This is a genomic window from Streptomyces sp. NPDC001153 (assembly GCF_053598315.1).
Map to the genome: position 1 here is coordinate 106,715 of NZ_JBSFJZ010000017.1, position 25,783 is coordinate 132,497.

General features: G+C 72.4%; 25 protein-coding genes. 3 read left to right on the forward strand and 22 right to left on the reverse strand.

All coding sequences use genetic code 11. From position 1 onward, the window contains the following. The first annotated feature begins 52 nt into the window (after window positions 1-52). Window positions 53-1,564, forward strand: coding sequence for an APC family permease (locus ACWDEN_RS20905; RefSeq protein WP_351602489.1), 1,512 nt, complete (start codon window positions 53-55; stop codon window positions 1,562-1,564). 6 nt (window positions 1,565-1,570) lie between these two features. On the opposite strand, the gene ACWDEN_RS20910 is transcribed toward ACWDEN_RS20905, so the two are convergent. After that, complete coding sequence (locus ACWDEN_RS20910; protein ID WP_351602487.1) at window positions 1,571-2,071, reverse strand: GbsR/MarR family transcriptional regulator; 501 nt, start codon at window positions 2,069-2,071, stop codon at window positions 1,571-1,573. A gap of 74 nt (window positions 2,072-2,145) precedes the next feature. Here ACWDEN_RS20910 and ACWDEN_RS20915 point away from each other — a divergent pair, with 74 nt between their 5' ends. Together ACWDEN_RS20915 and ACWDEN_RS20920 are read left to right on the forward strand one after the other, a co-directional pair. Continuing rightward, window positions 2,146-3,048, forward strand: coding sequence for an ABC transporter ATP-binding protein (locus tag ACWDEN_RS20915; protein ID WP_450859854.1), 903 nt, complete (start codon window positions 2,146-2,148; stop codon window positions 3,046-3,048). Next, on the forward strand, window positions 3,045-4,616 hold the full coding sequence (locus ACWDEN_RS20920) for an ABC transporter permease (protein WP_450859855.1): 1,572 nt from the start codon (window positions 3,045-3,047) through the stop codon (window positions 4,614-4,616). The genes ACWDEN_RS20915 and ACWDEN_RS20920 overlap by 4 nt, the downstream gene beginning before the upstream one ends. A gap of 3 nt (window positions 4,617-4,619) precedes the next feature. Here the strand turns inward: ACWDEN_RS20920 and ACWDEN_RS20925 are convergent, their stop codons facing one another. The 21 genes from ACWDEN_RS20925 to ACWDEN_RS21025 all read right to left on the reverse strand — a co-directional run bounded on the left by ACWDEN_RS20925 (window position 4,620) and on the right by ACWDEN_RS21025 (window position 25,741). Continuing rightward, the gene (locus ACWDEN_RS20925; protein ID WP_351602484.1) at window positions 4,620-5,222 is read right to left on the reverse strand and encodes a Uma2 family endonuclease; all 603 of its coding nucleotides are present in this window, start codon (window positions 5,220-5,222) and stop codon (window positions 4,620-4,622) included. A gap of 87 nt (window positions 5,223-5,309) precedes the next feature. Continuing rightward, window positions 5,310-6,533 (reverse strand): cytochrome P450, encoded by a 1,224-nt coding sequence (locus ACWDEN_RS20930; protein ID WP_450859856.1) that lies wholly within the window; start codon window positions 6,531-6,533, stop codon window positions 5,310-5,312. Window positions 6,534-6,587: 54 nt separating this feature from the next. Next, window positions 6,588-7,076: a hypothetical protein gene (locus tag ACWDEN_RS20935; RefSeq protein WP_351602481.1), complete on the reverse strand. Its 489-nt coding sequence runs from the start codon at window positions 7,074-7,076 to the stop codon at window positions 6,588-6,590. Between the two features lie 41 nt (window positions 7,077-7,117). Then, the gene (locus tag ACWDEN_RS20940) at window positions 7,118-7,783 is read right to left on the reverse strand and encodes a response regulator transcription factor (RefSeq protein WP_351602479.1); all 666 of its coding nucleotides are present in this window, start codon (window positions 7,781-7,783) and stop codon (window positions 7,118-7,120) included. Then, window positions 7,780-9,120 (reverse strand): sensor histidine kinase, encoded by a 1,341-nt coding sequence (locus ACWDEN_RS20945; RefSeq protein ID WP_351602477.1) that lies wholly within the window; start codon window positions 9,118-9,120, stop codon window positions 7,780-7,782. Before ACWDEN_RS20945 ends, ACWDEN_RS20940 begins: the two co-directional genes overlap by 4 nt. A 101-nt stretch (window positions 9,121-9,221) precedes the next feature. Then, window positions 9,222-9,902 carry a response regulator transcription factor gene (locus tag ACWDEN_RS20950; protein WP_351602475.1) on the reverse strand — a complete coding sequence of 227 codons (681 nt, stop codon included), beginning with the start codon at window positions 9,900-9,902 and terminating at the stop codon, window positions 9,222-9,224. A 36-nt stretch (window positions 9,903-9,938) separates the two neighbouring features. Then, window positions 9,939-11,369 (reverse strand): sensor histidine kinase, encoded by a 1,431-nt coding sequence (locus ACWDEN_RS20955; protein ID WP_450859857.1) that lies wholly within the window; start codon window positions 11,367-11,369, stop codon window positions 9,939-9,941. Between the two features lie 10 nt (window positions 11,370-11,379). Continuing rightward, window positions 11,380-12,609: an acyltransferase family protein gene (locus tag ACWDEN_RS20960; protein WP_450859887.1), complete on the reverse strand. Its 1,230-nt coding sequence runs from the start codon at window positions 12,607-12,609 to the stop codon at window positions 11,380-11,382. A gap of 100 nt (window positions 12,610-12,709) precedes the next feature. Further along, entirely contained in the window at window positions 12,710-13,873 is a 1,164-nt protein-coding gene (locus tag ACWDEN_RS20965) for an alpha/beta hydrolase (protein ID WP_351602474.1), read from the reverse strand. Between the two features lie 189 nt (window positions 13,874-14,062). After that, entirely contained in the window at window positions 14,063-14,947 is an 885-nt protein-coding gene (locus tag ACWDEN_RS20970; RefSeq protein ID WP_351602473.1) for an alpha/beta hydrolase, read from the reverse strand. A gap of 243 nt (window positions 14,948-15,190) precedes the next feature. Then, complete coding sequence (gene kynU, locus ACWDEN_RS20975) at window positions 15,191-16,375, reverse strand: kynureninase (protein ID WP_351602471.1); 1,185 nt, start codon at window positions 16,373-16,375, stop codon at window positions 15,191-15,193. Beyond that, complete coding sequence (locus ACWDEN_RS20980) at window positions 16,368-17,216, reverse strand: tryptophan 2,3-dioxygenase family protein (protein ID WP_351602470.1); 849 nt, start codon at window positions 17,214-17,216, stop codon at window positions 16,368-16,370. Before ACWDEN_RS20980 ends, kynU begins: the two co-directional genes overlap by 8 nt. Window positions 17,217-17,376: 160 nt before the next feature. Next, window positions 17,377-17,790: a DUF3151 domain-containing protein gene (locus ACWDEN_RS20985; RefSeq protein ID WP_351602469.1), complete on the reverse strand. Its 414-nt coding sequence runs from the start codon at window positions 17,788-17,790 to the stop codon at window positions 17,377-17,379. A gap of 80 nt (window positions 17,791-17,870) precedes the next feature. Further along, window positions 17,871-19,325 carry an MFS transporter gene (locus ACWDEN_RS20990; RefSeq protein WP_450859858.1) on the reverse strand — a complete coding sequence of 485 codons (1,455 nt, stop codon included), beginning with the start codon at window positions 19,323-19,325 and terminating at the stop codon, window positions 17,871-17,873. Between the two features lie 69 nt (window positions 19,326-19,394). Continuing rightward, window positions 19,395-20,417 carry a class II fructose-bisphosphate aldolase gene (gene fbaA / locus ACWDEN_RS20995; RefSeq protein WP_351602466.1) on the reverse strand — a complete coding sequence of 341 codons (1,023 nt, stop codon included), beginning with the start codon at window positions 20,415-20,417 and terminating at the stop codon, window positions 19,395-19,397. Window positions 20,418-20,558: 141 nt separating this feature from the next. Continuing rightward, window positions 20,559-21,107: an orotate phosphoribosyltransferase gene (gene pyrE, locus ACWDEN_RS21000; RefSeq protein ID WP_351602464.1), complete on the reverse strand. Its 549-nt coding sequence runs from the start codon at window positions 21,105-21,107 to the stop codon at window positions 20,559-20,561. Between the two features lie 10 nt (window positions 21,108-21,117). Further along, window positions 21,118-21,924, reverse strand: coding sequence for an aldose epimerase family protein (locus tag ACWDEN_RS21005; protein WP_351602462.1), 807 nt, complete (start codon window positions 21,922-21,924; stop codon window positions 21,118-21,120). A gap of 70 nt (window positions 21,925-21,994) precedes the next feature. Further along, a complete protein-coding gene (locus ACWDEN_RS21010; protein WP_351602460.1) occupies window positions 21,995-22,789 on the reverse strand; it encodes an SRPBCC family protein in 795 nt (264 codons plus the stop codon). A 54-nt stretch (window positions 22,790-22,843) separates the two neighbouring features. Further along, window positions 22,844-24,481: a polyamine aminopropyltransferase gene (locus ACWDEN_RS21015; RefSeq protein ID WP_351602458.1), complete on the reverse strand. Its 1,638-nt coding sequence runs from the start codon at window positions 24,479-24,481 to the stop codon at window positions 22,844-22,846. 99 nt (window positions 24,482-24,580) lie between these two features. After that, entirely contained in the window at window positions 24,581-25,105 is a 525-nt protein-coding gene (locus ACWDEN_RS21020; protein ID WP_351602456.1) for a DUF2617 family protein, read from the reverse strand. A gap of 318 nt (window positions 25,106-25,423) precedes the next feature. Then, window positions 25,424-25,741: a hypothetical protein gene (locus ACWDEN_RS21025; RefSeq protein ID WP_351602454.1), complete on the reverse strand. Its 318-nt coding sequence runs from the start codon at window positions 25,739-25,741 to the stop codon at window positions 25,424-25,426. Window positions 25,742-25,783 lie beyond the last annotated feature (42 nt).

The following is a 25,783-nucleotide window of genomic DNA, read 5'->3' on the forward strand; positions in this document are numbered from 1 at the left end:
CTCCATCAGGACCCACCAGGACCCAGGGACCCGACACGGAAGGGGCCACCCGATGGCAGTGGACGAAGGCGTTGCCCCGGCGGCGGGCACGGCGGACGAGGAAACGGTTCATCGGCTCAAACCCAACGCCGTGGGGCTGCTCGGGGTGGTCTTCATGGCCGTCGCCACCGCCGCGCCGATCACCGCGATGACGGGCAACGTGCCCTTCATGGTGTCGTCCGGCAACGGCATCGGGGCGCCCGCGAGCTATCTCGTCGCAATGGTCGTCCTGGCAATCTTTTCCGTGGGTTTCACGTCGATGGCGAAGCACATCACGTCGACCGGGGCCTTCTACGGCTTTATCTCCTACGGCCTCGGACGGACCGCCGGCCTCGCCTCGGGGCTGCTCGCGACCTTCGCGTACGTCGTCTTCGAACCGGCGCTGATCGGCATCTTCTCCACCTTCGCCACCACCACGCTGAGGGACCAGACGGGACTGCACATACCCTGGTGGGCCTTCGCGATCCTGATGCTCGCGATCAACGCGACCGGCACCTGGTTCGGCATCAGCGTCGCCGAGAAGCTGTTGGTGGCGCTGCTGGCGACCGAGGTGACCGTGCTGGCGGCCATGGCGGTGTCGGTCGCCTTCCACGGCGGCGGCCCGCACGGGTTCACCTTCGCCCCGGTGAACCCGGTCAACGCCTTCAAGGGCACGTCCGCCGGGCTCGGCCTCTTCTTCGCCTTCTGGTCCTGGGTCGGCTTCGAGTCGACCGCGATGTACGGCGAGGAGTCCCGCGACCCGAAGAAGATCATCCCCAAGGCCACGATGATCAGCGTCCTGGGCGTCGGCGTCTTCTACGTCTTCGTCTCCTGGATGGCCATCACGGGCAACGGCGAGGCCGAGGCCGTGAAGGCCGCCTCCTCCGCCAACCCGCTCGCCCTGTTCTTCGGCCCCACCGAGCGGTACGTCGGCCACTGGGCCGTCGACGTCATGCAGTGGCTGATGATCACCGGTTCGCTGGCCTGCGGCATGGCCTTCCACAACTGCGCCGCCCGCTATCTGTACGCCCTCGGGCGGGAGGGCGTCCTGCCGTCGCTGAAGAACACCGTCGGCCGCACCCACGCCCGGCACGGCTCCCCGCACATCGCCGGCCTGGTGCAGACGGTGGTGAGCGCCGTGCTGATCGCCGCGTTCTGGATCGCGGGCAAGGACCCGTACAACGCGCTCTACGTCCTGCTGGCCATCCTCGGCACGATGGCGATCCTGGTGGTCCAGGCCGTGTGTTCCTTCGCGGTGCTCGTCTACTTCCGCAGGCACCACCCCGAGAGCCGCCACTGGTTCCGCACCGTCACCGCCCCGCTCATCGGCGGCATCGCGATGCTCGGCGTGGTCGTCCTGCTGGTGTCCAACATGGGGGTCGCGGCGGGCGCCGAGTCCGGCTCGCTGCTTCTGAAGGCGACACCCTGGCTGGTGGCGCTGGTCGCGGCGACGGGCGTGGGCTACGCGCAGTACCTGAAGCGGCGGGCGCCCGAGCGGTACGCGCTGCTGGGGCGGACGGTGCTGGAGGAGACCAAAGAGCGCTGAGCAGGCTCAGCGGCCGTACTTCCGCTCCCGGTGCACCCGCCAGCGTTCCATCATCTCCGCCACGTCCTTCTCCACGAACTCGAAGAAGTCCAGCGTCTCGGCGAGCCGGCGTCCCGCGGGGGTGTCGGCTCCGAGGCTGGACACCCCTTCCCGCAGGGCCTCCTCCCAGCGCTTGATGATCGCCTCGCGGTTGGTGAGCGCCTCGTACCACTGGTCGCTGTGCACCCGGTACCGCTCCCGGCGCGAGCCCGGCTCGCGTTCGCGGGAGACCAGGTGGACCTGGGCGAGGTAGCGGACCGCGCCGGAGACGGCCGCCGGGCTGATCCGGAGCTGTTCGCCCAGCTCGGCGGAGGTCAGGGCGCCGTCGTCGGAGGCGAGCAGCGCGCCGAACACCCGGGACGGCATGCGCGGCATGCCCGCCTCGACCAGCTGTGCCGCGAAGTGCTCCACGAACCGCGAGACCGACTCCGGGTCCCGCTCCGGCGTTCCTGTCCTCGACTCCGTCATGCCCCTCACTCTATCCGAGGTTCATGCACTTCCTTAACTTCACAAATTTCTGAAAGAAGCGTACGTTCGGTGGCATGACGAAGGCAATCACGGTCTCCGGGCTCCACAAGTCCTTCGGCCGTACACACGCGCTGGACGGCCTCGACCTGGACGTCGAGGCCGGAGAGGTGCACGGCTTCCTCGGCCCGAACGGCGCCGGCAAGTCGACCACGATCCGGGTACTGCTCGGACTGCTGCGCGCCGACGCGGGCGCCGCACAGGTGCTGGGCCACGACCCGTGGCGGGACGCGGTCGAGGTGCACCGCAGGATCGCCTATGTGCCCGGCGACGTCACGCTGTGGCGCAACCTCTCCGGCGGCGAGGTCATCGACCTCTACGGCCGCCTGCGCGGAGGACTCGACGCCCGGCGCCGCGCCGAGCTGATCGACCGCTTCGAGCTGGACCCGACCAAGAAGGGCCGCACCTACTCCAAGGGCAACCGGCAGAAGGTCGCCCTGGTCGCCGCCTTCGCCTCCGACGTGGACCTGCTGATCCTGGACGAGCCGACCTCGGGACTGGACCCGCTGATGGAGGAGGTCTTCCAGCGCTGTGTGGGGGAGGAGCGGGAGCGCGGCCGTACGGTCCTGCTGTCCTCCCACATCCTGAGCGAGGTCGAGGAACTCTGCGACCGGGTCAGCATCATCCGCAAGGGGCGGACGGTGGAGAGCGGGTCGCTGGCGGACCTGCGGCATCTGACCCGGACGAGTGTGAGCGCGGAACTCGCGAGCCCGCCCAACGGATTGGCCCACCTGCCGGGCGTGCACGACCTCGACGTCCAGGGCCGCCGGGTCCGGCTCCAGGTCGACACCGAGCAACTGGACGCCGTACTGCGCTCGTTGACCGCGTCCGGTGTGCGCTCGCTGACCTCGACGCCGCCGACCCTGGAGGAACTGTTCCTGCGGCACTACCAGGACGAGCCGGGCGAGGTGACGGTATGACGCGCCGACTGGCCGGTACGGGAGCCCTGTTGTGGTTCGCGCTGCGCCGCGACCGCGTGCTGATCCCGGTCTGGGTCGCGGTGAACGCGCTGATGGTCCTCTCCATGCCGAACACCCTGAAGACGCTGTACGGCACCCCGGCCGCCCGCGCCGACCTGATGCACCAGATGGCGGCCAACACCTCCCTGCGCGCCATGGTCGGCCCGGTCTTCGACGACTCCATCGGCGCGCTGACGGCCTGGCGGGTCGGGGTGTACGCGGGCGCCCTCGCGGCCGTGACGAGCCTGCTCGTCGTCGTACGGCACACCCGCGACGAGGAGGAGAGCGGGCGGCAGGAGCTGGTGTCCTCCGGGATGGTGGGGCGCCGGGCCCCGCTCACGGCGGCCCTGCTGACGGCTGCCGTCGCGAACGCGGCGCTGTGCGTCCTGCTCGTGGCGGGACTGGCCGGACAGGGCGCGGCGGGTGCCCTGGCGTTCGGGCTCGGGGTGGCGGGCGTCGGCATGGTCTTCGCCACGATGGCGGCGATCGTCGCCCAGCTGACGGAGAGCGCCCGGCTGACCCGGGGGCTGACGGCGGCCGTGCTGGGCGCGGCGTTCGTGCTGCGCGCGGCGGGCGACTCGGCGTCGGATGGGGGTTCGTCGGCGCTGACCTGGCTGTCCCCGCTGGGCTGGCTGGAAAACCTGCGGGCCTTCGCGGCCGAACGCTGGTGGGTGCTGCTGCTGTTCGCCGCCGCCGTGGCCCTCCAGGCGGTGGTCGCCTACGAGTTGGCCGGGCGCCGGGACATCGGCATGAGCTTCCTGCCGACCCGGCCGGGACCGGCGGCCGGCTGCCTCGGCACGGCGGGCGCGCTGGCCTGGCGCCTGCAGCGCGGCAGCGTGCTCGGCTGGTCGACCGGCTTCTTCCTGGCCGGTGTCGTCTACGGCGGGATGACGGACGGCGCGGCCAAGCTCGTCGGGGACAACGCCAAGGCGCGGGAGGTCTTCCAGCGGATGGGCGGCCAGTCGGGGCTGACGGACGCGTTCCTCGCCGCGATGGTCGGCATGCTCGGTCTGGTCGCCGCGCTCTACATCGTCTCCTCCGTGCTGCGGCTGAGCGGTGAGGAGACCTCCGGCCGGGCCGAACCGGTGCTGGCCGCCCCCGTGGGCCGGCTGCGCTGGGCCGCCGGTCACCTGATCATCGCCTTCGGCGGCTCGGCCCTGCTGATGCTCCTGACCGGTCTGGGCTTCGCCGTCGGCTACGGCCGGCAGATCGGCCCGGTGCTGGGGGCGTGCCTGCTCCAGGTCGCCGCGGTATGGGTCATCGGCGGGGTCGCGGTCCTGCTGTTCGGCGTGCTGCCACGGGGCGCGGTCGCGGCGTGGGGCGTGGCCGGTGCGGCCCTGCTGATCGGCTGGATCGGCCCCGCGCTGAACGCGCCGCGGGTGGTGCTGGACCTGTCCCCGTTCGGGCATCTGCCGAAGCTGCCGGGCGGGGGGATGGAGTGGGGGCCGGTGGGGGTGCTGCTGGGGCTGGCTGGGGTGCTGGTGGGGACGGGGCTGGCCGGATTGCGGCGGCGGGACATGGCCGCCTGAACGTCAGTCGACGTACTGCTTCAGCTTCTCGGTATCGAGCTCGATACCGAGGGGCTGAGGGACCAGCAGCTTGGCGCCGAAGGCCTCCTTGTGGGTGGTGCGATAGCCGACACCCCTGTCCGGATCGCTGAACAGAGTGACCGTGCAGTCGTCCCGGTCGACCAGGAGATAGAACGGGATACCCGCCGCACCATAGGCGACGGGCTTCTCCTGACGGTCACGCCGGTCGGTGTCCGAATCGTAGGAGGTGACCTCAAGGACGAGGAGCGCACCGCTGGGATCGGCCCACTCCCCGTGGCCGGCGAAATGCTCCTCGGGCACGAGGACGGCGTCCGGACGGACCCGGCCCTCGCGGTACTGCTCCACCCTCAGCCCCTGCCCCTGGTACAGATCCAGGTCGGGCCGAGCCTGCATGCACTGCCGCATCAGCCACAGCACGATGGTGTTGTGATCGCCGTCGGGCACCTTCTTGACCCCGATCCGTCCGTTGATGAACTCGAACCTGACGGCGTCGTCGGTCTCCTTGGCCGCGAATTCGGCGATCCTCTCGAACTCCTCCACGGACATCTGGGCCGTCTGCGACGTGCGCTCTGCCATAACCGTCATGGTGCACCCCCTCTCGGGTCAGGGCCAGTGTGGCGAGCCGTCGGCGAGCACGGGCCAGGTCGCCTCTGCGATCAGCCGAACGGGTGATCACCTGATCTCGACGCTCAGCCCTTCCAGCCCCCGGATCACGAAGTTCGGCTTGCGCCGCGGCTCCGCCGCCAGAGTCAGCGTGGGGGCCTGCTGCAGGAGGGCCGTCATCGAGGCGGCCAGTTCGATGCGGGCCAGTGGGGCGCCGATGCAGTAGTGGATGCCGGCGCTGAAGGAGATGTGCGGGTTGTCGGTGCGGGTCAGGTCCAGGCGGCCGGGGTCGGTGAAGACGGCCGGGTCGTGGTTGGCGGAGCCGAAGAGCATGGCGATCTCCGAGCCCCTCGGGACGGTCGTGCCGTCGATCTCGATGTCGTCCAGCACCCAGCGTTCGAAGAGCTGGAGCGGGGTGTCGTAGCGCATCAGCTCCTCGATCGCGGACGGGACCAGGGAGTGGTCGGCGCGCAGGGCGGCCAGCTGGCCGGGGTTGCGGAACAGCGCCCACCAGCCGTTCACCGTGGCGTTGACCGTGGCCTCGTGACCGGCGTTGAGCAGCAGGACCGCTGTGGAGATCATCTCCTGCTCGGTCAGCCGGTCGTCGTCCTCGTCATGGGCCGCGATCAGGCCGGAGACGAGATCCTCGCCCGGCTCCTTGCGGCGGGTCGCGATCAGCATCCGCAGATACTCCGAGAACTCCACCGAGGCCCGCACCGCCTGCGCGGCCGTCTCCTCCGACGGGTTCAGCTCGTACATCCCGCAGATGGCCGCCGACCAGGGACGGAGCTGGGCGCGGTCCGCCTCGGGGATGCCGAGCATCTCGGCGATCACGGCCACCGGCAGCGGCTCGGCGACGTCGGTCAGCAGGTCACCGCCGCCGTTGTGGACCAGCGCCGCCACCAGGTCGTTCGCCAGGCCGTGCACATACGGCTTCAGGCGCTCGACGGTGCGCGGTGTGAACGCCTTCGACACCAGACGCCGGATCCGGGTGTGGTCCGGCGGCTCCAGGTCGAGCATCCCGTGGTCGTTGAGGGTGTGGAACGGCTCGTGCTCCGGCGGGGGCGCGGTCCGACCGAACTCCTCGTGCGAGAACCGGTGCTGATACGTCCGCCCCAGCCGGCGGTCCCGCAGCAGCGCCGCGACGTCCGCGTGGTGCGGGACCAGCCACTGGTCCGTCGGCTCGTACCGGATCACCCGGCCCCGCGCCCGCAGCTCGGCATAGGCCGGGTACGGGTCGGCGAGAAACGCCGGGTCCCAGGGGTCGAAGGTCAGGTCGGTGGTGCCAGCCATGCGGGGACGCTAACGCGCCGGGCCGACATCTGACCAGGGTCCCCCCTGACCTGCTCAGCCGCTGCCTTCGAGGAGGAAGTCGTAGTAGTCCTTCCCGCCGACGAGAACGGACGTGACGCACAGGGGCAGGCCCTCGGCGTCCCGGGGAACTTCCTGGGAGGTCTCGCGGGTGAAGCCCAGGGACACGCCGGGGATCACGGGGTGCCCGGGGCGGGACTCGTCGACCCTCCAGCCACGGTCGGCGGCGCGGCGGAAGAGGTCCTGGGCCGGTGTGCCGAAGACGTCGTGCCCGTCGAGCAGGACCCGGGTGCCGGAGGTCCGGCCCTCGCCGGGCCACCACAGCTCGATCGCCGTGACCGTGGGGCTGCTCTCCAGGAGGGCCTGCACGCCCACGCCGTCCAGGGACCAGGACGCCCGCGCCGAATCCCGGCGCCGGAGGACTCTGGGCTCACCCCAGTCGGGCGCCGCCGCGAGCGCCTCGTCCAGTGTCATCCCCAGCCGGAGCGGCGCGACTCCGCGCGGCGGGTCGAGTACCAGGTCCATGGCCTTCCCGTTCCGTTTCCGTCCTGCCCGCCCGGACACCGTCAGCCCGGTGTCACCAGCCTTGCCTCGTACGCGAACACCGCTGCCTGGGTGCGGTCTCTGAGGCCCAGTTTGACCAGGATGCGGCTCACATGGGTCTTGATCGTCGACTCCGCCACCACCAGGCGCTCGGCGATCTCCGCGTTGGACAGGCCCTGGGCGATCAGGACCAGGACCTCTGTCTCACGCTCGGTGAGTTCGCCGTAGGCCGCATGGGCCGACGGGATCAGGCGCGGGGGGTCCGAGAGACGGGAGAACTCCGTGAGCAGGCGTTTGGTGACCGAGGGAGCCAGGAGGGCCTCGCCTGCGGCCACCACCCTCACACCGTCCGCCAGCTGACGGGCCGAGGCGTCCTTCAGCAGGAAACCGGAGGCTCCCGCGCGCAGCGCCTGGTACACGTACTCGTCCAGGTCGAAGGTCGTCAGGACCAGCACCTTCGCCGCCGCGTCCGCCGCCACGATCTCCCGGGTGGCCTCGATGCCGTTCAGCTCCGGCATGCGGATGTCCATCAGGACGACGTCCGGGGCGAGTTCACGGACCCGGTCCACCGCCTCCCTTCCGTTGACGGCCTCGCCGACGACCTCGATGTCCGGCATCGCGTTCAGCAGGACGGAGAAGCCCTCGCGGACCATCATCTGGTCGTCCGCGATCAGTACGCGGATGGTCATGCGTCCCCTTCACTCGCGGTCGCCGCCGGCACCGGCAGGAACACCGTCACCTCGTAGCCCCCGTCCTCCGTCGGGGCCGCCGTCATCTCGCCGTTCAGCATCGACACGCGCTCCCGCATGCCCGTGATGCCGTGCCCCGCGCCCGGAGAGGGCTTCACGAGGTGCGGCGCGGGCGGCGGGGTGTTGACTATGCGCAGGCCCAGGCCGCCGAGGACGTAACCGATCTCCACGCGGGCGCCCGCTCCCGGTGCGTGCCGCAGGGTGTTGCTGAGGGCCTCCTGCACTATGCGGTACGCCGACAGCTCCACGCCCTGCGGCAGTTCGCGCACCGCGCCGGTCACCGCCTTGTCCACCGTCAGACCGGCCTCCCGCACATTGGCCAGCAGCCCGTCGAGGTCGGCCAGGGTCGGCTGGGGGGCGTCGGGCGCCTCGTAGTCCTCCGCGCGTACGACCCCGAGGACCCGGCGCAGCTCGGTCAGGGCCGCGACCGCGTTCTCCCGGATGGTGGCGAACGCCTTCTCCAGCTCCTCCGGGGGGTTCTCCACCCGGTAGGGAGCGGCCTCCGCCTGGATGGCGACCACCGACATGTGGTGGGCGACCACGTCGTGCAGCTCGCGGGCGATCGTCGTGCGCTCCTCCAGGAGGGTGCGGCGGGAGCGTTCGTGCTGGGTGACCGTCTGCTGGGCGGTCACCTCCTGCTGGGCCTGGCGGCGGATGTGCCGGACCGTCACGGCCAGCAGGATCAGGGCAGACAGGAAGAGCATCGGGGTCACATTGGTGTCGTAACGGTGCCAGCCGAAGAGGCCTCCGGTGACGAAGCCGTAGACCGCGGTCATCACCCACATCGAGGCCGCGGTGCGCGGGCGGGTGCGCAGCGCGACGACCGTGAGCACCACCAGGTGGGACAGGAAACTGCCCGGCAGCCAGGGCCAGTCGCTGCCGTCGCCCCGGCCGATCACGGCGGCGACCGTGCTCGCGGCCAGCGAGAACCAGAAGGCCCCCACCGGGCGCGCCAGCGTCAGCAGGACCGGTCCCAGCGCCAGCAGCCCGCACAGCAGGGTGGCCAGGCCGGAGTCGAAGGAGCTCGCCAGGGCGAGGGACATCGCCATCACACCCAGGGCTGCCACCACCGTGTGCGGCAGCCAGCCCGCGCCGGACAGACGGCGGGCGAGCGGACCGTCGGCGCTCCGGCGGGGCAGCGGCCGGTAGGCGAAGGCGTCATCGAACAGGTCCTGCCGCAGCCCGCGCAGGGCGTCCGCGGCCAGCCGGAACTCCGGACTGCGCGGCCGGCCGGCCGGGCCCGGCGGTGTCGTCTGCGTGTGCGTCGTCTGGGTCACGTACGCAACGGTAGGCGGGCGGCGGGGCGCGGTCGTCACCTTGGAGGGGGGTTCTCGGGGGTCCCTCTCAGGTACTACGGGTCGCCCCGCAGGGGTTCGGTTCAGCGGCCGCCGGGGCGGACCACGCCGGACTCGTAGGCGAAGACCGCCGCCTGGGTGCGGTCGCGCAGGCCCAGCTTCACCAGGATCCGGCCCACGTGCGTCTTCACGGTCTGCTCGGCCACGACCAGCCGCTCGGCGATCTCCGCGTTCGACAGGCCCTGCGCGATCAGCGCCAGCACCTCCGTCTCCCGCTCGGTAAGGTCGCCGACGCGCTGCTTGAGCGGGGCCCGGCGGCTGCCGTCCAGCCGGGAGAACTCGGCGATCAGGCGGCGGGTGATGCCGGGCGCGAGGAGCGCGTCGCCCGCGGCCACGACCCGGACCGCCTCGGCCAGCTGGTCCGCGGAGGCGTCCTTCAGCAGAAAGCCGGAGGCCCCGGCCCGCAGTGCCTCGTACACGTACTCGTCCAGGTCGAAGGTGGTCAGCACCAGCACCTTGATGGCGGGATGTTCGGCGGTGATCCGGCGGGTCGCCTCGATGCCGCCGAGTTCGGGCATCCGGATGTCCATCAGCACGACGTCCGGGGCCAGTTCGGCGGTCTGCGCGATCGCGTCCAGACCGTCCACCGCCTGCCCGATCACCTCGATGCCGGGCTGGGCGCCGAGCAGCACGCCGAAACCCTGCCGGACCATCTGCTGGTCGTCGGCGATGAGTACGCGGATGGGACCGGTGCCGCTCGTCATGGGGCCTGTTCTCCTGTCGGGGGCTCGGGGCTGAGGTCAGTGCGAGGAGGTGGGTTCGGGTCCGGTGGGTGCGGATCCGGTGGGGTCGGGGGTGCCCTCGCGGGGAAGGAACGCCGTCACCAGAAAGCCGCCGTGCCGGGTCGGTTTCGCCTCGACGCGCCCGCCCAGCATCGCCGCGCGCTCCCGCATGCCCAGCAGTCCGTGGCCACTGCCCGGGGAGGGCGGGACCGGGCGGCTGGGACGGGAGTTGACGACGCTGAGGTATATGCCGTTGGGAAAGTGGCCGATCTCCACACGGGCCTTCGCGCCCGGCGCGTGCCGCAGTACGTTGCTCAGCGCCTCCTGGACGATCCGGTACGCGGACAGCTCCACCCCCGGCGAGTAGCCGCGCGGGGCGCCCTCCTCCGCCTTCACGACCTCCAGGCCGGCCGCCCTGGTGTTCTCGAGCAGGGAGTCCAGCCGGGCGAGGTTCGGCTGCGGGGCGTCGGGGGCCGGGCCGGTGCCGGGCGCGGGCCGGCGGGAGACGTCCTCGGCCGCCTCCGGGGCGTCCGGGTCGTCCGGGCTCTCGGAGCGCAGGACGCCGAGCACACGGCGCAGCTCGGTCAGCGCCTCCAGAGCGTTGTTGCGGATGCCGGCCAGGTTCTCCTTCAGTTCCTCGGAAGGGTTCTCCACCAGATGGGGGGCCACCTGCGCCTGGATGGAGATCACCGACATGTGGTGGGCGACCACGTCGTGCAGCTCCCGGGCGATACGGCTGCGTTCCTCCAGGAGCGTGCGGCGGGCCCGTTCCTCCGCGGTGATCGTCGTCTGCTGGATCAGTTCGGTACGGGCCTCGCTCCGGCTGCGCAGGGCGGTTCCGATGACGGCGGCGACGGCGAACAGGCCGACGGCTACGGCACCTGTGGGGGAGTAGTGCTGCGCGCCCACTCCGCTCTTGCTCTGGACCCCGAACGTGAGCACGGCGGTCACGCCGAGCGCGGCGACCGTGCCCCGGATGGGAACGCGCAGGGCCACGAACAGGAGCACGGCCATGTGAGCCAGCAGAAGAGGCGTGGACCAGGGCCAGTCGGTGCCAGAGTGCGGGAGCGATGCCAGGTGCGGGCGGGCGAACAGCGCCGTACCGGTGGCGGCTGCCAGCGACACGGCCCAGGCGGGGACGGGGTGCCACAGGGCCACGACGATCGCGACGGCCTGGAGGAAGGTGCTGAGGACTGCTACGGCTGTGGTGAAGCCGTAGCTACGGGACAGTTCCTCGGCGCCGCCCAGGGCGATGCCGAGGGCCAGCCAGCCGACGAGGAGGTAGGTGAGGAAGCGGAGCCAGCGGTACTTCGAGAGAGGGGGTGAGTGGGCGGAGGCCGACTCGCCCAGCCAGGTACCGATGCGGCTGTGGAGGCCGGGCCCGGGGTCCGGGGTGGGACCCGCGAGGGCGGACGGCTGGTCGAGGTCGTGGTCGTCCGCGGGCTGCACGGTGTCAACATTAGGCATTCCGCTGGGGCCTTGCTCGGGGCAGGTGGCGGTGGACCACGTGGGACCTGCGGTTTCGGGGGCGGCGGGGGCCCTGTTCGTGGTGCTGGAAGGCCGCCCGGCACAGGGCGAGCATCAGGGCGAAGACCGGAAGCCAGGCGAGGCGGTACGGCACCCATCCCAGCGAGTCGGGTGAGGTGTGCAGGCCGGGCAGCCGGCCGGCCAGGAGGCCCGTGGCCGTCGTGGCCATCATGGCCGTCTGGTGCCAGAGGTAGATCGTCATCGCGGAGAGGTTGACCAGGGCCACCGCCGCCCAGAGCAGCGGGCGGGCCATCGCGCGGCGCAGCCGGTCGCGCAGGAGCAGGGCGAGCCCGCACTGGGTCAGGCCGAAGGTGACGGCCGCCAGGGTCGGGGGGTCGAGGTTGGAGATCCGTGCGCCGGGGACGCCGACCATGGACGCCGGGTAGCCCGCGCAGATGACGAGGACGGCCGTGGCCGCCGTACCGCCGAGGAACAGGACGCGGGCCGCGCGGCGGGTGTCCAGCTCGCCCCGGGTCCAGGCCGCGCCCAGGGTGTACGGGACCAGCCAGCCGGCGGGGAGGTTCAGCCAGCCGAGCCAGGACGGGCCGGTGTGCAGACCGAAGCGGAGCAGGTCCACGTGCAGGACGACGGCCAGGGGCCAGAGCGGGTTGAGGCGGGTGACGAGCGGGGTGGCGGCCGTCAGACCGGCGAGGACCAGCAGGAACCACAACGGTGACAGGGCCAGCTTGAGCAGGGCCTCGAGGGTGGGGAGGGGGGCGCCGGTGAGGAGGAGGACCGCGGCGGCCACCGCCCACAGGCACAGCAGAGCGGCCACCGGGCGCAGGAGGCGGGTCAGGCGGGCGCGCAGCCAGGAGCCGTAGGTCTCGCCCCTGTCGCGGGCGGTGGCGAGGCTTCGGGTTGCCACATGGCCGCCTACCAGGAAGAACACGGCCAGGGTCTGGAACAGCCAGGAGATCGGGGCCAGCCAGGGCATGTGCTGCAGGGGGCTGGTGGTGTGCAGTCCGCCGTCCCTGTCCACGAGTGCCGTCACCAGCCAGTGGCCCATCACGACCCCGAGGATCGCGATCGCCCGCAGTGCGTCCACGGCTCGGTCCCGGGAGGCGGGGGTGAGGCTGTCGAGGTGGCGGGCGGATCGGCGTAGGGCGTGGAGGGGGGTGACGGTGTGGGGCTTCTTCGGCGGGACAGAAGTCCCCACCGGCATCGCCCGTGACGGTTTCGTCGTCGGGTGCGGGTGGCCCTCGAGGGGCGGCAACGCCGTCGGCGGCTGCGGGGCCGTGCGGGGGGTGTGGGGTGCGGTCGGGTCAGGCATGGGGCACCTCCGGGGTCTCGCCGAGGGTGATCCGGGCGAGGTCGGCGAGGGAGGCCGAGCCCGGGGTGAAGTAGCCGCTGTGGTCGGCGGCGCCCGCGTCGAAGACCCGGGCGCCGAAGGCGCGGGAGACCGGGTTGGCGCCGAGGCCGACGGTGGTGCCCAAGAAGGTGGCGCTGATGTGCGGCACGTCGGCGACCCAGTCCTCGCTGCCGCGGGCCGCCCACACTCTTGCGCGGGTGTGCAGGGCCGCGACGGAGCCCGCGCCGGTGCCGGGGCTGCCGATGAGGACGATGTCGTCTGCGGCCAGGCCATGGGCGGCCCGGCCGCAGACGACGGTCCCGTAGGAGTGGCAGAGCAGGGAGAGGTGCGCCTGCGGTGTGGTCGCGGTGCGCAGGTCGCGTACGAAGGCGCGCAGACGGGGGGCGGCTTCCTCGGCTCGGGTGGTCGTGGTCACCGTCGTGCTGACGGTGGCCGGTGTCTCGTAGCCGAGCCAGGCGACGACCGCGGTGCGGGTGCCTCGCGGCGCGCGGTGGGTGAGGTCCGTGTACAGGGCCACAGCCGCCTTGTGGAAGCGGGCGTAGGTGTCCAGGGAGGTGTCCGAGCCGGGGACCAGGACGGCGATGTGGTCGGCGTGGGCGAGGTCGCCGAGCACCTCCGTGGCCTGGCCGGCGCCTCGGCCGTCGAAGGTGAGGAGCCGGCGGGACGGGGCGGCCAGGGCGCGGTCGGCGGCGGCGCGGTCGGTGTCGCCGTGCGCGGCGGCCATGTCGGCGGCACGGGTGGCGTCGGCCCGGTTGGCGGCGTAGGCCGACTGGAGGGTGGTCGCCGTGAGCTTGGGGAGAGTGGCGGGGGCCGGGGCCGGGATCTGGGCGCGGGCGGCGCCGGAGAGGGGGGCGGCCAGCGCTGCGGTGAGGAGGGTGGCGAGGAGGGTGCGGCGCCACTTTCGGGTACGGGTGCGGGGTGCTTTCGGCGGGGTTCGCGTTCCCACCCGCACCACCCGTGACGGTTTCGGCTGCGGGTGGCCCTCGTGGGGCGGAATCACCGTCGGCGGCTGCGGGGCCGCGGGCGGAAGCCCGTCCGTGGGACAAGGCGCCGTGTCCGTCGGCGGGTTCGGGTGTGTGGTGTGCTCGGTGTGCTCGGTGTGCTCGGTGTGCCCCATGGGCGGGCTTCCTTTCGGATTGCCCGGCCATCGGGCGCGTCCGAGAAGGAAGTTATGGATCGGGGCGTGTCGTCGGCGTCCCGCCAGGGAGCCGTTCTGCGGGGTAGCTCTCAGGTATTACGGGTATCACCGGGGCCGGCCCTCGGGGGCAGGCTCCGCGAGTCGGCCCCGTGCATCGAACGCCCCCCGTCACCAGGCCAGTTGGGCGAGCTCCTCCGCCACCACGGCGCACGCGTCCGCCGCCGGGTCGATGAGCGGGAAGTGGCCGACGTCCTCCAGCAGCGTCAGACCCACCACCTCGCCGGCCTTCGCCGCCGCGGCCGCGTAGGACTCGGCCACCGCCTGCGGCACCACCAGGTCCGTACGCCCCTGGACCAGCGTCGTCGCGATGCCCGTCGGGAGGAGCAGAACGGGGTCGGCGCTGGGGCGGCGCTCGGCGAAGGTGTCGTGGCCGCCGAGGAGTTGCAGGCTCGCGTTGCCGCAGACGTCCAGCTTCTCCGCCACTTCGAAGTCCGCGATCGGCGCGAGGGCGACGACGCCGCGGAGCGGGGCGGGCCGGTCGGTGCGCCACGGGGCGTCCGCGGGCAGGACGTGGCGTGCCGCGGCCCACAGGGCGAGGTGGCCGCCGGCCGAGTGCCCCGTCAGCACCATGCGGCGGGAGTCGGCCTGCGGGAGCGCCTCCCGGACCAGAGCGGGCAGCGCGTCCAGCGCGGCCGCGATGTCGTCGAAGGTGTCGGGCCAGCGGCCTGCCGGAGGGGTGGTGTCGCCGGCCCCCTCGGTGAGCGGGTCGCCGCCCCGGCGGTACTCGACGTTGGCCACGGCGAAGCCCCGGCGGGCCAGGTAGTCCGCGAAGGGGGTGATGTGGCGGCGGTCGTAGCGGGCGCGCCAGGCACCGCCGTGCAGGACCACCACCAGAGGGGCCGGGGATTCCTGGGCCTTCCGGGGGGCGTAGAAGTCGATCACCTGGTCGGGGTGGCTGCCGTAGGCGGACGTGACGTCGGGGTCGACCGGGGGGTGCGAGAAGGCCGACTCCTCTTCGGCGGCGGCGCGGGCTGCTGCGGCGTCGTCCGGCATGCTCCAACCTCTCAGCGATGGAACGTGTTTGGCGTCTGGCGGACCAAGGGGTGGCGGACCAGGTGGGGGATTCCCGTTCACCGTTGGCGGGACGGTATCAGGCCGGTGACGTGCGGGGACATGGGGATGTCACGCAGGGTGAGGAATAAACGGTTCTGCGGGGAAAGGCCAAGGCCGGGCCCGAGAGAGATGCCCCTCCCGGACCGGCCCTCGGCCCCCCGCCATGCCTCGCTCACGCCTCCCCTACGCCAGCTCCTCGCCCAGGATCTGCGCCGCCCGCTCGGTCTCACCGAAGGTGACGTACAGCGGGGTGAAGCCGAAGCGAAGGACGTCGGGATGGCGGAAGTCGCCCACGACGCCCCGGGCGATCAGGCGTTTCATCACCTCACCCGCGTCGTCACAGCGCAGCGCGACCTGGCTGCCGCGTTCCCCGTGGCGTTCCGGGGTCACGGACTCCACGCGCCCCGGCTCGGTGTACGCCCGCACGCACCGCAGGAAGAAGTCCGTCAGCGCGAGGGACTTGGCGCGGACGGCGGAGACGGACACGTCGTCCCAGACGTCCAGGGCCGCTTCCAGGGCGAGCATGGACAGGACGTCCGGGGTCCCCACGCGGCCGCGCCGGGCGCCCGGCGCCGGGGTGTACGACGGGCTCATGCCGAAGGGGTCGGTGTGCGAGTTCCAGCCGGGCAGCGGGGAGTCGAAGCGGGGCTGGAGCTCCTCGCGGACGTACAGGTACGCCGGGGAACCCGGGCCGCCGTTCAGATACTTGTAGGTGCAGCCGACCGCGAGATCGACCCCGTGCTCGTCCAGGCCCACCTCCAGCGCGCCCGCGCTGTGGCACAGGTCCCAGACCGCGAGGGCGCCGGCGGCGTGGATCGCGGCGGTCAGCCCCGGCAGGTCGTGCAGGCGGCCCGTGCGGTAGTCGACGTGGTTGAGGAGGACCGCGGCCGTACGGCCGCTCAACTCCCCCGGCACCTCCGACGGCGTCACGGCGCGCAGGGTGCGGCCGGTCAGGCGGGCCGCCGACTCGGCGATGTAACCGTCCGTGGGGAACGTGGTGGCGTCCACCAGGATCTCGGTACGGTCCTCGCCCGCCATCCGTACGGCGGCCACAAGTGCCTTGAACACGTTGACACTTGTGGAGTCACCGACGACGATCTGCCCGGCCGCCGCGCCGACCAGCGGGGCGATCCGGTCGCCGATCCGCTCCGGCGCGGTCCACCAGCCGCTCTCCTCCCAGGAGCGGATGCGCAGTTCGCCCCACTGGCGGCGCACCACGTCGGCCACCCGGTCCGGGACGCCCGCCGGGAGCGCGCCGAGCGAGTTGCCGTCCAGGTAGACCACGTCATCGAGGACGAAACGGGAACGCAGCGGGGCGAGTTCGTCGGCCGCGTCCAGCTTCTCCGCCTGCAGGGCAAGTTCAGACATGGGACCTCGCCGTCCACAGCTCCGGGAACACGTTCTTGCGGGCGCGCTTCTCCAGCCAGGCCACGCCGGCCGAGCCGCCCGTGCCGGGCTTGGCGCCCATCGCGCGGCGGGTGGCGACCAGGTGGTCGTTGCGCCAGCGCCAGACCAGTTCGGCCACGTCGGTCAACGCCTCGCCCAGGCGGGCGAGTTCGGCGTCCTGGTCGCCGGAGTAGACCGCCGCCCAGGCCCGCTCGACCTGCTCGGAGGGCTCGTGGCGCTGGGACACGTCACGGTGCAGGACGGACGCGGGGATCGGATGCCCGCGCCGGGCCAGCAGCCGCAGCACCTCGTCGTACAGGCTCGGCTCGTGCAGCGCCTTCTCCAGCTCCGCGTGCGCGCGGGGGGCGCCGCGGTGCGGTACGAGCATGGACGCGGACTTCTCGCCGAGCAGGAACTCCATGCGCCGGTACATCGCCGACTGGAAGCCGGAGCCCTCGCCGAGGGCGGAGCGGTACGAGTTGAACTGCGCCGGGGTGAGCTGGCCGAGGGGCCTCCAGGAGGCGTTGAGGGCCTCCAGTTCCCGTACGGAACGCTTCAGCGCGGCGATCGCGGTCGGTACGTCGTCGCCGCGCAGGGCCGCCGCCGCGGTCTCCCACTCATGGACGACGACGGTGAACCACAGCTCCATGACCTGGGTCGTGACCAGGAAGACCATCTCTCCGGGATCGTCGGAGAGGGTGTGCTGGAGGTGGGTGAGCACGTCCGCCCTGACGTAGTCCTCGTACGGCGTCGTGCCCGCGAAGTCGAGATGCGGAGTCTCGGGCTCCTGAGTCTCCAAGGACTGCTGAGCCGGTTGGGACATCGCTGTCTCCTGTTGTAGCTCCGGGTAGCGGTCCGCCCCTGCCGATGCCGGCACGGGGGCCCCGGTCCCCACCCGGCATCCTCCGCAATGGACCCGGATCCGGCAAGGCCCGTCCGCTGCCAGACGGGCCACACCGGTGACTGCCGTCGCTCCGGCCGGGCTAGCCGAGGGTCTGGGCCGCCGTGGGCGAGGAGTCCTTCAGGAACTGCGTGCAGCGCTCGTACTCCTCCTGCTCGCCGATGGCGTGGGCGGCGCGGGCGAGGGCGTGCAGCGCGCGCAGGAAGCCCCGGTTCGGCTCGTGCTCCCAGGGGACCGGTCCGTGCCCCTTCCAGCCGCTGCGGCGCAGGGCGTCGAGGCCGCGGTGGTAGCCCGTACGGGCGTAGGCGTACGACTCCACGACCGAGCCGCGCTCGAAGGCCTCGTCGGCCAGCTGGGCCCAGGCGAGAGAGGAGGTCGGGTACTTGGCGGCGACGTCCGCGGGGGCGGTGCCGGCCGCGAGCTGTTCGCGGGGCTCGGGGTCGTCGGGGAGGTGGGTGGGGGGCGGACCGCCGAGCAGGTTCTCGTGAATCGTCATGGGGTCCAGTCTGGCTCACCTCACGGATTCCCGTGCTGCCGGCATGTGCCCCGTGCCGCCCCGCACCGCGAGCCCACCGGCTAGGTACGCCGCTCCCCCTCCAGCGGCGGAGCCGTCACGCAGCCGTGTACGCGGCACTCGGGGTGCCGGCACTCCGGAGCCGGGCGGCGGACCAGGGCGAAGGCCAGCAGCGAGCCGACCACCAGCACCCCCGCGCACATCGGCATCGCCCGCTTGTACGCCGCGTCGAAGGCCGACGGCACCCGGTACGCCTCCGGCCCCATCCCCGCCAGCAGCGGCAGCGCGGCCACCGCGATCAGGCCCGCCGCCCTCGCCGCCGCGTTGTTGATGCCGCTGGCCAGGCCGGCCCGCGCGGTGTCCACGGAGGCGAGGACCGTGGCCGTCAGAGGGGCGACCAGGGTGACCATGCCCGCGCCCATCACGAGCAGCGCCGGCAGGACGTCGGTGAGATAGACCGCGCCCTTGCCCACCCGCAGCATCAGCAGCAGCGCCACCGCGCAGAGCAGCGGGCCGACGGTCAACGGCAGGCGCGGGCCCGTGCGGTCGGCCAGGGCGCCGGAGCGGGCGGAGAAGAGGAGCATCAGGGCGGTGGTCGGCAGCAGGGCCGTACCGGCCTCCAGGGGCGAGTAGCCCACCACCACCTGGAGCTGGAGCGCGGTGAGGAAGAAGAAGCCGCCGAACGCCGCGTACACGCACAGGGTGACCAGGTTGACGGCCGTGAACTGGCGCGAGGCGAAGATGTCCGGCGGGAGCATCGGGTCCGGGCGGTGCCGTTCGACGTGGACGAAGGCCACCGCCGCGAGCACACCCGCCGCCCCGGTCAGGGCCACCGCCACACCGCCCGCCCTCGCCTCGATCAGCGCGTACGTCACCAGGGCCAGGGACAAGGCGCCGAGGGCCGCGCCCAGAACGTCGAAGCGGCCGTGTTCTCCGCCGTCCCTCGACTCCGGGACGTGCCTGAGCGCCACCGGCACGCACAGCAGCGCCAGCGGGACGTTCAGCAGGAACACCCAGCGCCAACCGGGGCCGGCCACCAGCCAGCCGCCCAGGAACGGGCCGACCGCCGCGCCGATCCCGCCGAAGCCGGACCACAGGCCGACGGCCCGGCTGCGGTCGTCGTGATGGAAGGACGCCTGAATGATCGCCAGGGACCCGGGGGTCAGGAGCGCGCCGCCGATGCCCTGCAGAGCCCGGGCGGCGATCAGCACCGGCGGGTTCGGCGACAGGCCGCACAGCAGGGACGCGGCGGCGAACCACACGACCCCCAGCACGAAGATCTTCCGCCGGCCGTAGTGGTCGCCCAGCGAGCCGCCCAGCAGGATCAGCCCGGCCAGCGTGACCATGTACGCGTTGACCGTCCATTGCAGGGCGGCCAGGCTCGCGCCCAGGTCCTCGCCGATGCGCGGGAGCGCCACGTTGACGACGGTCGAGTCCAGCAGGGCCATGCTGGAGCCGAGGACCGTGGTGAGCAGGATCCACTTGCCCTGGGGCGAGGCCAGCCGGACGTCGGGCACCCACCCAGGTATACAGCGGGCCCGGCGGCTTGGACAGCCACCGGGCCCACCGCGCAGCGGACGTACCGCTTACTTGATCTTGTTGCCCGCCGAGCGCAGGTTCTGCGTGGCCTCGACGACCCGGGCGGCCATGCTCGCCTCGGCCAGCTTGCCCCAGGTGCGCGGGTCGTAGGCCTTCTTGTTGCCGACCTCGCCGTCGACCTTCAGGACGCCGTCGTAGTTCTGGAACATGTGGGCGGCGACCGGACGGGTGAAGGCGTACTGGGTGTCCGTGTCGATGTTCATCTTCACCACGCCGTTGTCCAGCGCGGTGAGGATCTCCTGCTCGGAGGAGCCGGAGCCGCCGTGGAAGACGAAGTCGAAGGGGGAGGTCTTGCCGAACTTGGCGGCGACGCCCTCGTTGAGCTCCTTCAGCAGCTCGGGGCGGAGCACGACGTTGCCCGGCTTGTACACGCCGTGCACGTTGCCGAAGGAGGCGGCCAGCAGGTAGCGGCCCTTCTCGCCGAGGCCCAGGGCCTCCGCCGTACGGATCGCGTCCTCGACGGTGGTGTAGAGGGAGTCGTTGATCTCGTGCGAGACGCCGTCCTCCTCGCCACCGGTCGGGGTGATCTCCACCTCGAGGATGATGTGGGCGGCGCGGGTGCGCTCCAGCAGCTCCTGGGCGATGGCGAGGTTGTCGGCGAGGGTCTCGGCGGAGCCGTCCCACATGTGGGACTGGAACAGCGGGTTCCGGCCGGCCTTCACGCGCTCCTCGGAGATCGCGATCAGCGGACGTACGTACCCGTCGAGCTTGTCCTTCGGGCAGTGGTCGGTGTGCAGCGCGATGTTGACCGGGTACTTCTCGGCGAGGATGTGCGCGTACTCGGCGAGGGCGACCGCGCCGGTGACCATGTCCTTGCTGTACTGGCCGCCCAGGAACTCGGCACCGCCGGTCGAGATCTGGACGATGCCGTCGCTCTCCGCCTCCGCGAAACCGCGCAGCGCCGCGTTCAGGGTCTGGCTCGAGGTGACGTTGATGGCCGGGTAGGCGAACTTGCCTGCCTTCGCCCGGTCGAGCATCTCGTTGTAGACCTCGGGGGTTGCGATGGGCATCTGTCCGCTCCTTGTGTTGCGGGTTGGATTGCTGCGTTACGGCCCTGACCTAGACCTGGGGGGTGACGTCATCGTCGGCCCCATCTTTCCAGACACGGGGTGCTGGTCGGCGCCCCGCCAAGTCCAGGTCACCGGGGCGTGTCAGTCCAGACCCAGTTCATCCTTCGAGAAGGCGAAACGGTACGGAACACCCGCGCCGGCCTCGATCTTCTCGGCGGCACCGGTGGCCCGGTCCACGATGGTCGCGACGGCGACGACCTCGGCGCCGGCCTCGCGCACGGCCTCGACGGCGGTGAGCGGGGAGCCGCCGGTGGTGGAGGTGTCCTCGACGACCAGCACCCGCCGGCCCGCGATCTCCGGGCCCTCCACGCGCCGCTGCAGGCCGTGCGCCTTCGCCGCCTTCCGTACGACGAACGCGTCCAGCTTCCTCCCGCGCGCGGCGGCGGCGTGCAGCATGGCCGCGGCGACCGGGTCGGCGCCCATGGTCAGGCCGCCCACCGCGTCGAACTCCAGGTCCGCGGTCAGATCCAGGAGCACCTGGCCGACCAGCGGGGCGGCCTCGCCGTCGAGGGTGATGCGGCGCAGGTCGACGTAGTAGTCGGCCTCCAGACCCGAGGAGAGGGTCACCTTGCCGTGCACCACGGCCTTGTCCTTGATCTGCTGCAGCAGCGCGCCACGTACATCCGTCATGCCGACCAGCTTAAAGGCGCCGCCAGCTCCAGGTGGTGCTCGCCTCCAGCGGCTCCAGCGGGGTGACCAGGCGCGGAAGGGTGTTCAGGCCGTTGGGCGGGCCGGTCTGCGGCTCCACGCACACGGCCTCGGCCTGCTCGTCGTAGACGACCACCCACTCCTCGCGGCTGGTCACCCTCAGCTCCAGCTGCCCGGGCCAGGTGAGGGTGACGTCGACACCGCCGGGCATGCCGAAGCAGTCGTCCCAGGGGCCCGGCTTCGGGTCGGTCCTGTTCCCGGTGGGCAGATGGTCGTCCCCGCGCTCCTCCTGCCAGGCGGGCTCGAAGCCGACCGTGACGTCCTCGCCCACGGCACCGTCCTCGCCCGCGAGGGTTCGGTTGAACCAGGGGTGCCAGCCGATCTGCGCCGGGAAGGAGTCGTCCCGCGCCTCCACCGACATCGTCAGCGTCAGGGCGTCCTCGGCGAGCGCGACGACGTGGGTGACGCGGCCGGGGTGCGGCCAGGGTTCGACCAGGTCGTACGTGATCACCGCCTCGTTCTCCGAGACGCGCGCGGTGCGCCAGGCGCCGTCGCGGGTGGTGCCGTGGATGGCGTGGGGCGGGGAGTTGAGCGGCATCTGACGGACGGTGCCGCCGTCCAGGAAGCGGCCGTCGCGGATGCGGCCGCACCACGGCACCATCGGGAAGCAGCCGTAGCGGTCCCCTTGCCTCAGCAGTTCCAGGCCGTCGACCGCGAGGCTGCTGATACGGCCGCCGTGGGCGGGGCTGACGTGGACTACTGCAGTGCCTGCGGTCAGCGTGATGTCTTCGTTACTCACGGGAAGAGGCTACTGGGGGGCGACTCGCGGTAGGGGCTGAGCGCCGTGCGCCCTCACGGGGCGCTTTCGCTCAGCGGCGTTTGCGCAGTGCCCTGCTCACGACGATCGCCGACGCCACGACCAGTGCCGCCGCCGGCGCCGCCCAGCGCAGTGCCGATGTCGCCGTGACCGTCTGCGGGGCCGGAACCGGTGCATAACGGCCCCGCGGCGGCGCGTGGTCGACCTCCTCCGCGCTGCGTCCGATCATCGTCCGGCGCGCGTGCGCGGCCTCGGCGGGGGGCTCGCCGGTGTCGGCGAAGTCCTCGGCGAGGCGGTCGGCCGCCGGGTCCAGGGGCGGCGGCGGGATCTCGGCGTCGAAGACGGAGGTGTGCTCGGCCTCCGGCTCCGGTGCCTGCTCCTCCGGCCCTGGTGCCTGCTCCTCCCCCTCCTGCGAACCCGTCGCAGGCTCCGCCGTCGCCAGGTTCTCCACGAAACGGTTCAGCAGGCGGGTGGCCGCCGCGTGCGCCGCGTCCGCGGGGAGCTCGGCGATCCGGCCGTCCGCGTCCGCCGTGCCCTCGACCGTGACCGTCGTACCGCCCTCGGTGTCCGCGAGGCGCAGGGTGAGGGCGAGTTTCACGGCGCCGGTGCCGCGGGCCTCGGTGGCGTCGGCCTCGACGGCGTACGTGCCGTCGTCGCGGGCGGCCACCCGGGCCGTGCCCCGGTAGGTGACGGAGTGTCCCTGGACGCGGAGCTTCAGGCGCCCGGTGACGGGTTCGGCCCCGGCGTCCTGTTGCAGGCCGGGGACCGCGCGGGCGATGCGCGCGGGGTCGGCGAGGGCGGCTCTGAGCGACTCGAGCGGGACCGGGACGAAGACCTGGTGCTCCATGTCCGGTGAGCCTACCCAGCTGTGACCGGAATTCACTCCCACCTGACCGGCTCGTCAGTACCGGGGATGCACCAGCGTCGACGGTGGCAGCCCGTCGATCCGGGTCCGTTCCGCCGCCCGCGCGTCCGCGGTCAGTTCCGCCTGCGTCAGGGTGTGCGGCGGCCCGGTGGGCAGGCGCAGCGGTGGCGGAACGGCCCCCGGGCTCGCCAGCAGGAATCCCCAGTCGTGCGGGGTTCCGGGCGTGCCCGCCGAGCGGTCGGGGCCGGCCGGGAAGCCGGTGTCGTGGCCGAGGACCCGGTAGGGGGAGCAGGCGAAGCCGGCGGCACGCAGGGTCGCGGCGACCGTCCAGAAGGCGCGGGGGCGGGTGGTGACCGACCCGGCGTGGACGACGAACCGGCCGCCGGGGGCGAGGACGCGGCGGGCGAGGCCGTAGAACTCCTGGGCGTACAGCTTGGTGCTGGCGGTGATGCCGGGGTCGGGGAGGTCGGCGATCACCACGTCGTACGCGGAGGGGGGTGCGCCGCGCAGCCAGCCGAGGGCGTCGGCATAGGTGACGTGGGCGCGGGGGTCGTCGTAGGCGTGGCCGTTGGCGGTGGCGAGGCCGGGGTCACGGCGGGCCAGCCGGACCAGGCCGGGGTCGAGTTCGACGACGTCGACGCGGCGCACTCCGCCGTGGCGCAGCACCTCGCGGGCGGCCAGGCCGTCGCCGCCGCCGAGGATCAGCACGCGCGCGTGGGGGCCGCCGGACATGGCCGGGCGGACGAGGGCCTCGTGGTAGCGGCGTTCGTCGCGGCCGCCGACGCGGAGCCGGCCGTCCAGGAAGAGGTCGAGGGGCTTGCCGTCGGTGCCGCCGGCGAGGACGACCTCCTGGACGTCGGTCTGTTCGGCGACCCGGACGTCCGTGCCGTAGACGGCCCGCCGGGCGGCGCGCTCGAATTCGTCGGCGAGGGCCGCGGCGGAGGCGAGGACGCCGAGGACGACGAGGCCGACGAGGAGCAGGGTCCAGCGGGCCCGGCGGGTGAGGTCGCGGCGGAAGAGCCCGAGGACCAGGGCGCCGCCGGCCACGACGTTGACCGTGCCGGTGAGCAGCGCACCCGTCAACTGGCCCAGGACCGGCAGGAGGAGGAAGGGAAAGGCCAGGCCGCCGACCAGCGCGCCGACGTAGTCCGCCGCGAACAGGTCGGCCACCGCGCCGCCCGCGTCCTGGTGACGGATGCGCTGGATCAGCTCCATCAGCAGCGGCACCTCGGCGCCGATGAGCAGGCCGATGGCGAGGGAGAAGGCGACCAGCAGGCAGCGCGGGCCCTCGCCCCACACCCCGCCCCAGCCGCCGGTCCAGGCGAAGACGGCGTACAGCGCCATCGCGCTGCACCCGCCGACCAGCGCGAGGACGGTCTCGATCGCGCCGAACCCGGCCGCCGCGTGCCAGCGCAGCCGCTTGGCTCCGAGGGAGCCGATGCCCATCGCGAACACCATCACGGACAGCACGACGGAGGCCTGGGTGACGGAGTCCCCCATCAAGTACGAGGCGAATGCGACGAGTTCGAGTTCGTACACGAGTCCGCAGGCCGCGCAGACGAAGACGCACACGAGGACCAGGAACCGCCCGGTGCCGGGCCGGACGGGCAGCCGGGCGGGGGCTGTCCAGGGCGGCGGACAGCCCGGGGGTGCGGGGGCGTGCGGTTCGATCACTCTGCGACGTTACGTCACACGCGCGGTACGCTTCGTCACCCACACGTGTGGATCTGGGGGCAGTTGACGTAGGGCGGGTTTATCTTCGCGCGGGCGCGCTCAGTTCAGCTGTGCGGTCGGCACGCGCACCCCGACCCGGGTCCGGGTGGCCACCAACTGCCCGTCCTGCGGGTAGGCGTGCCAGGTGCGCCAGTGCACCTGGCCCTCGTGGTGCTGGGCCAGCATCGCGGTGAAGGCGTGCGGACTGCCCGGGAAGACACCGGCGAGGCCGTGCGGATGGTCGGAGACGAGGGCGAGCAACTCCTGGGCGCGGCCCGCGAACGAGCCGGGGGTGAGCACCTCGACGCGCGCGGCGAACTCGTACTCCCAGTCGCCGACGCGCTTGGCGACGCCGAGCGGCAGCGGGGTGCTGGAGCCGGGGATGCATGCGACCGTCTCCGAGCAGCTGCCGCGCTCCTCGTCCAGCAGCACCTGGTGGGAGGCGCCGAGGAGTCTCAACTGAAGCTTCGCGCCGGTGAGTTCCAGATCCAGGGTGGCCAGCGCAGGCAGCGGCTCGCGTCCCAGGGCCCAGGCCAGGTCGGCAGCCCGCGTATCGGTGTAGGAGGTGTTCAGGGTCGTGAGCATGGATCGGCTCCGCTAACACGCGATGAGGGGGAGATCGGCCATGTCAGCCCAGCCGGCTCGGCCGGGGCGGGAGTCTCAGTGAGGTCCGAGGGGCTGCGTTGGCGGTTTAGAGGGAATCATGAACGGAGGCAGCCCCACAGCGTTTTTACCCAACTTCGCCGGGTTTCCATCCCTCAGGGGGCTCCACGGTTCAACTGTTCAACTATGGCGTACGCCGGGCGCGGAAAACCAATGGCGAGCGCCCGCCGGTCGTCCTGCCCGGCGGGCGCTCGCATGCGGCCCGGATACGGCTCCCCCGAGGAGCTCGGCTGCCCCGTGTCAGCTGCCTCCCCCGCATCCTCCGCCGCCGCACGACGAGCCCCCGCCGCAGGAGGAGTGACCTCCGCAGGAGTGACCGCCACCGCAGGAGTGACCGCCGTGATGGCCGCCGTGGTGCCCGCCCGACGAGCCGGAGTCGACGCTGCCGGCCCACCAGCTGCCGCTGCCGTCGTACGACGAGGACGACGAGCGGCACCGGCCGCGGCCGCCCTTGCCGAGCGACACCTTGCGCCGGCGGTTCCCGGATCGGGCGCCCGCCAGCGCCGTGACCGTCACGAACGCGGCCACGACCAGGATGAAGATGATGCCGACGACCATGGCGTCACCCTCCTTCCGTTCCCCCGAAGCGGTCCCCCGTGG

Excerpts from the sequence above, each read along its gene's own strand:
- ACWDEN_RS20910 (WP_351602487.1), bottom strand. The coding sequence starts at position 2,071 with ATGACGGAGTCGAGGACAGGAACGCCGGAGCGGGACCCGGAGTCGGTC.
- kynU (WP_351602471.1), bottom strand. The coding sequence starts at position 16,375 with ATGTCTGAACTTGCCCTGCAGGCGGAGAAGCTGGACGCGGCCGACGAA.
- ACWDEN_RS20960 (WP_450859887.1), bottom strand. The coding sequence starts at position 12,609 with ATGCCGGTGGGGACTTCTGTCCCGCCGAAGAAGCCCCACACCGTCACC.
- ACWDEN_RS20965 (WP_351602474.1), bottom strand. The coding sequence starts at position 13,873 with ATGGGGCACACCGAGCACACCGAGCACACCGAGCACACCACACACCCG.
- ACWDEN_RS20980 (WP_351602470.1), bottom strand. The coding sequence starts at position 17,216 with ATGTCCCAACCGGCTCAGCAGTCCTTGGAGACTCAGGAGCCCGAGACT.
- ACWDEN_RS20935 (WP_351602481.1), bottom strand. The coding sequence starts at position 7,076 with ATGGACCTGGTACTCGACCCGCCGCGCGGAGTCGCGCCGCTCCGGCTG.
- ACWDEN_RS20950 (WP_351602475.1), bottom strand. The coding sequence starts at position 9,902 with ATGACGAGCGGCACCGGTCCCATCCGCGTACTCATCGCCGACGACCAG.
- ACWDEN_RS20940 (WP_351602479.1), bottom strand. The coding sequence starts at position 7,783 with ATGACCATCCGCGTACTGATCGCGGACGACCAGATGATGGTCCGCGAG.
- ACWDEN_RS20930 (WP_450859856.1), bottom strand. The coding sequence starts at position 6,533 with ATGGCTGGCACCACCGACCTGACCTTCGACCCCTGGGACCCGGCGTTT.
- ACWDEN_RS20925 (WP_351602484.1), bottom strand. The coding sequence starts at position 5,222 with ATGACGGTTATGGCAGAGCGCACGTCGCAGACGGCCCAGATGTCCGTG.
- ACWDEN_RS20920 (WP_450859855.1), top strand. The coding sequence starts at position 3,045 with ATGACGCGCCGACTGGCCGGTACGGGAGCCCTGTTGTGGTTCGCGCTG.
- ACWDEN_RS20905 (WP_351602489.1), top strand. The coding sequence starts at position 53 with ATGGCAGTGGACGAAGGCGTTGCCCCGGCGGCGGGCACGGCGGACGAG.
- ACWDEN_RS20970 (WP_351602473.1), bottom strand. The coding sequence starts at position 14,947 with ATGCCGGACGACGCCGCAGCAGCCCGCGCCGCCGCCGAAGAGGAGTCG.
- ACWDEN_RS21025 (WP_351602454.1), bottom strand. The coding sequence starts at position 25,741 with ATGGTCGTCGGCATCATCTTCATCCTGGTCGTGGCCGCGTTCGTGACG.
- fbaA (WP_351602466.1), bottom strand. The coding sequence starts at position 20,417 with ATGCCCATCGCAACCCCCGAGGTCTACAACGAGATGCTCGACCGGGCG.
- ACWDEN_RS21020 (WP_351602456.1), bottom strand. The coding sequence starts at position 25,105 with ATGCTCACGACCCTGAACACCTCCTACACCGATACGCGGGCTGCCGAC.
- ACWDEN_RS20915 (WP_450859854.1), top strand. The coding sequence starts at position 2,146 with ATGACGAAGGCAATCACGGTCTCCGGGCTCCACAAGTCCTTCGGCCGT.
- ACWDEN_RS20985 (WP_351602469.1), bottom strand. The coding sequence starts at position 17,790 with ATGACGATTCACGAGAACCTGCTCGGCGGTCCGCCCCCCACCCACCTC.
- pyrE (WP_351602464.1), bottom strand. The coding sequence starts at position 21,107 with ATGACGGATGTACGTGGCGCGCTGCTGCAGCAGATCAAGGACAAGGCC.
- ACWDEN_RS21010 (WP_351602460.1), bottom strand. The coding sequence starts at position 22,789 with ATGGAGCACCAGGTCTTCGTCCCGGTCCCGCTCGAGTCGCTCAGAGCC.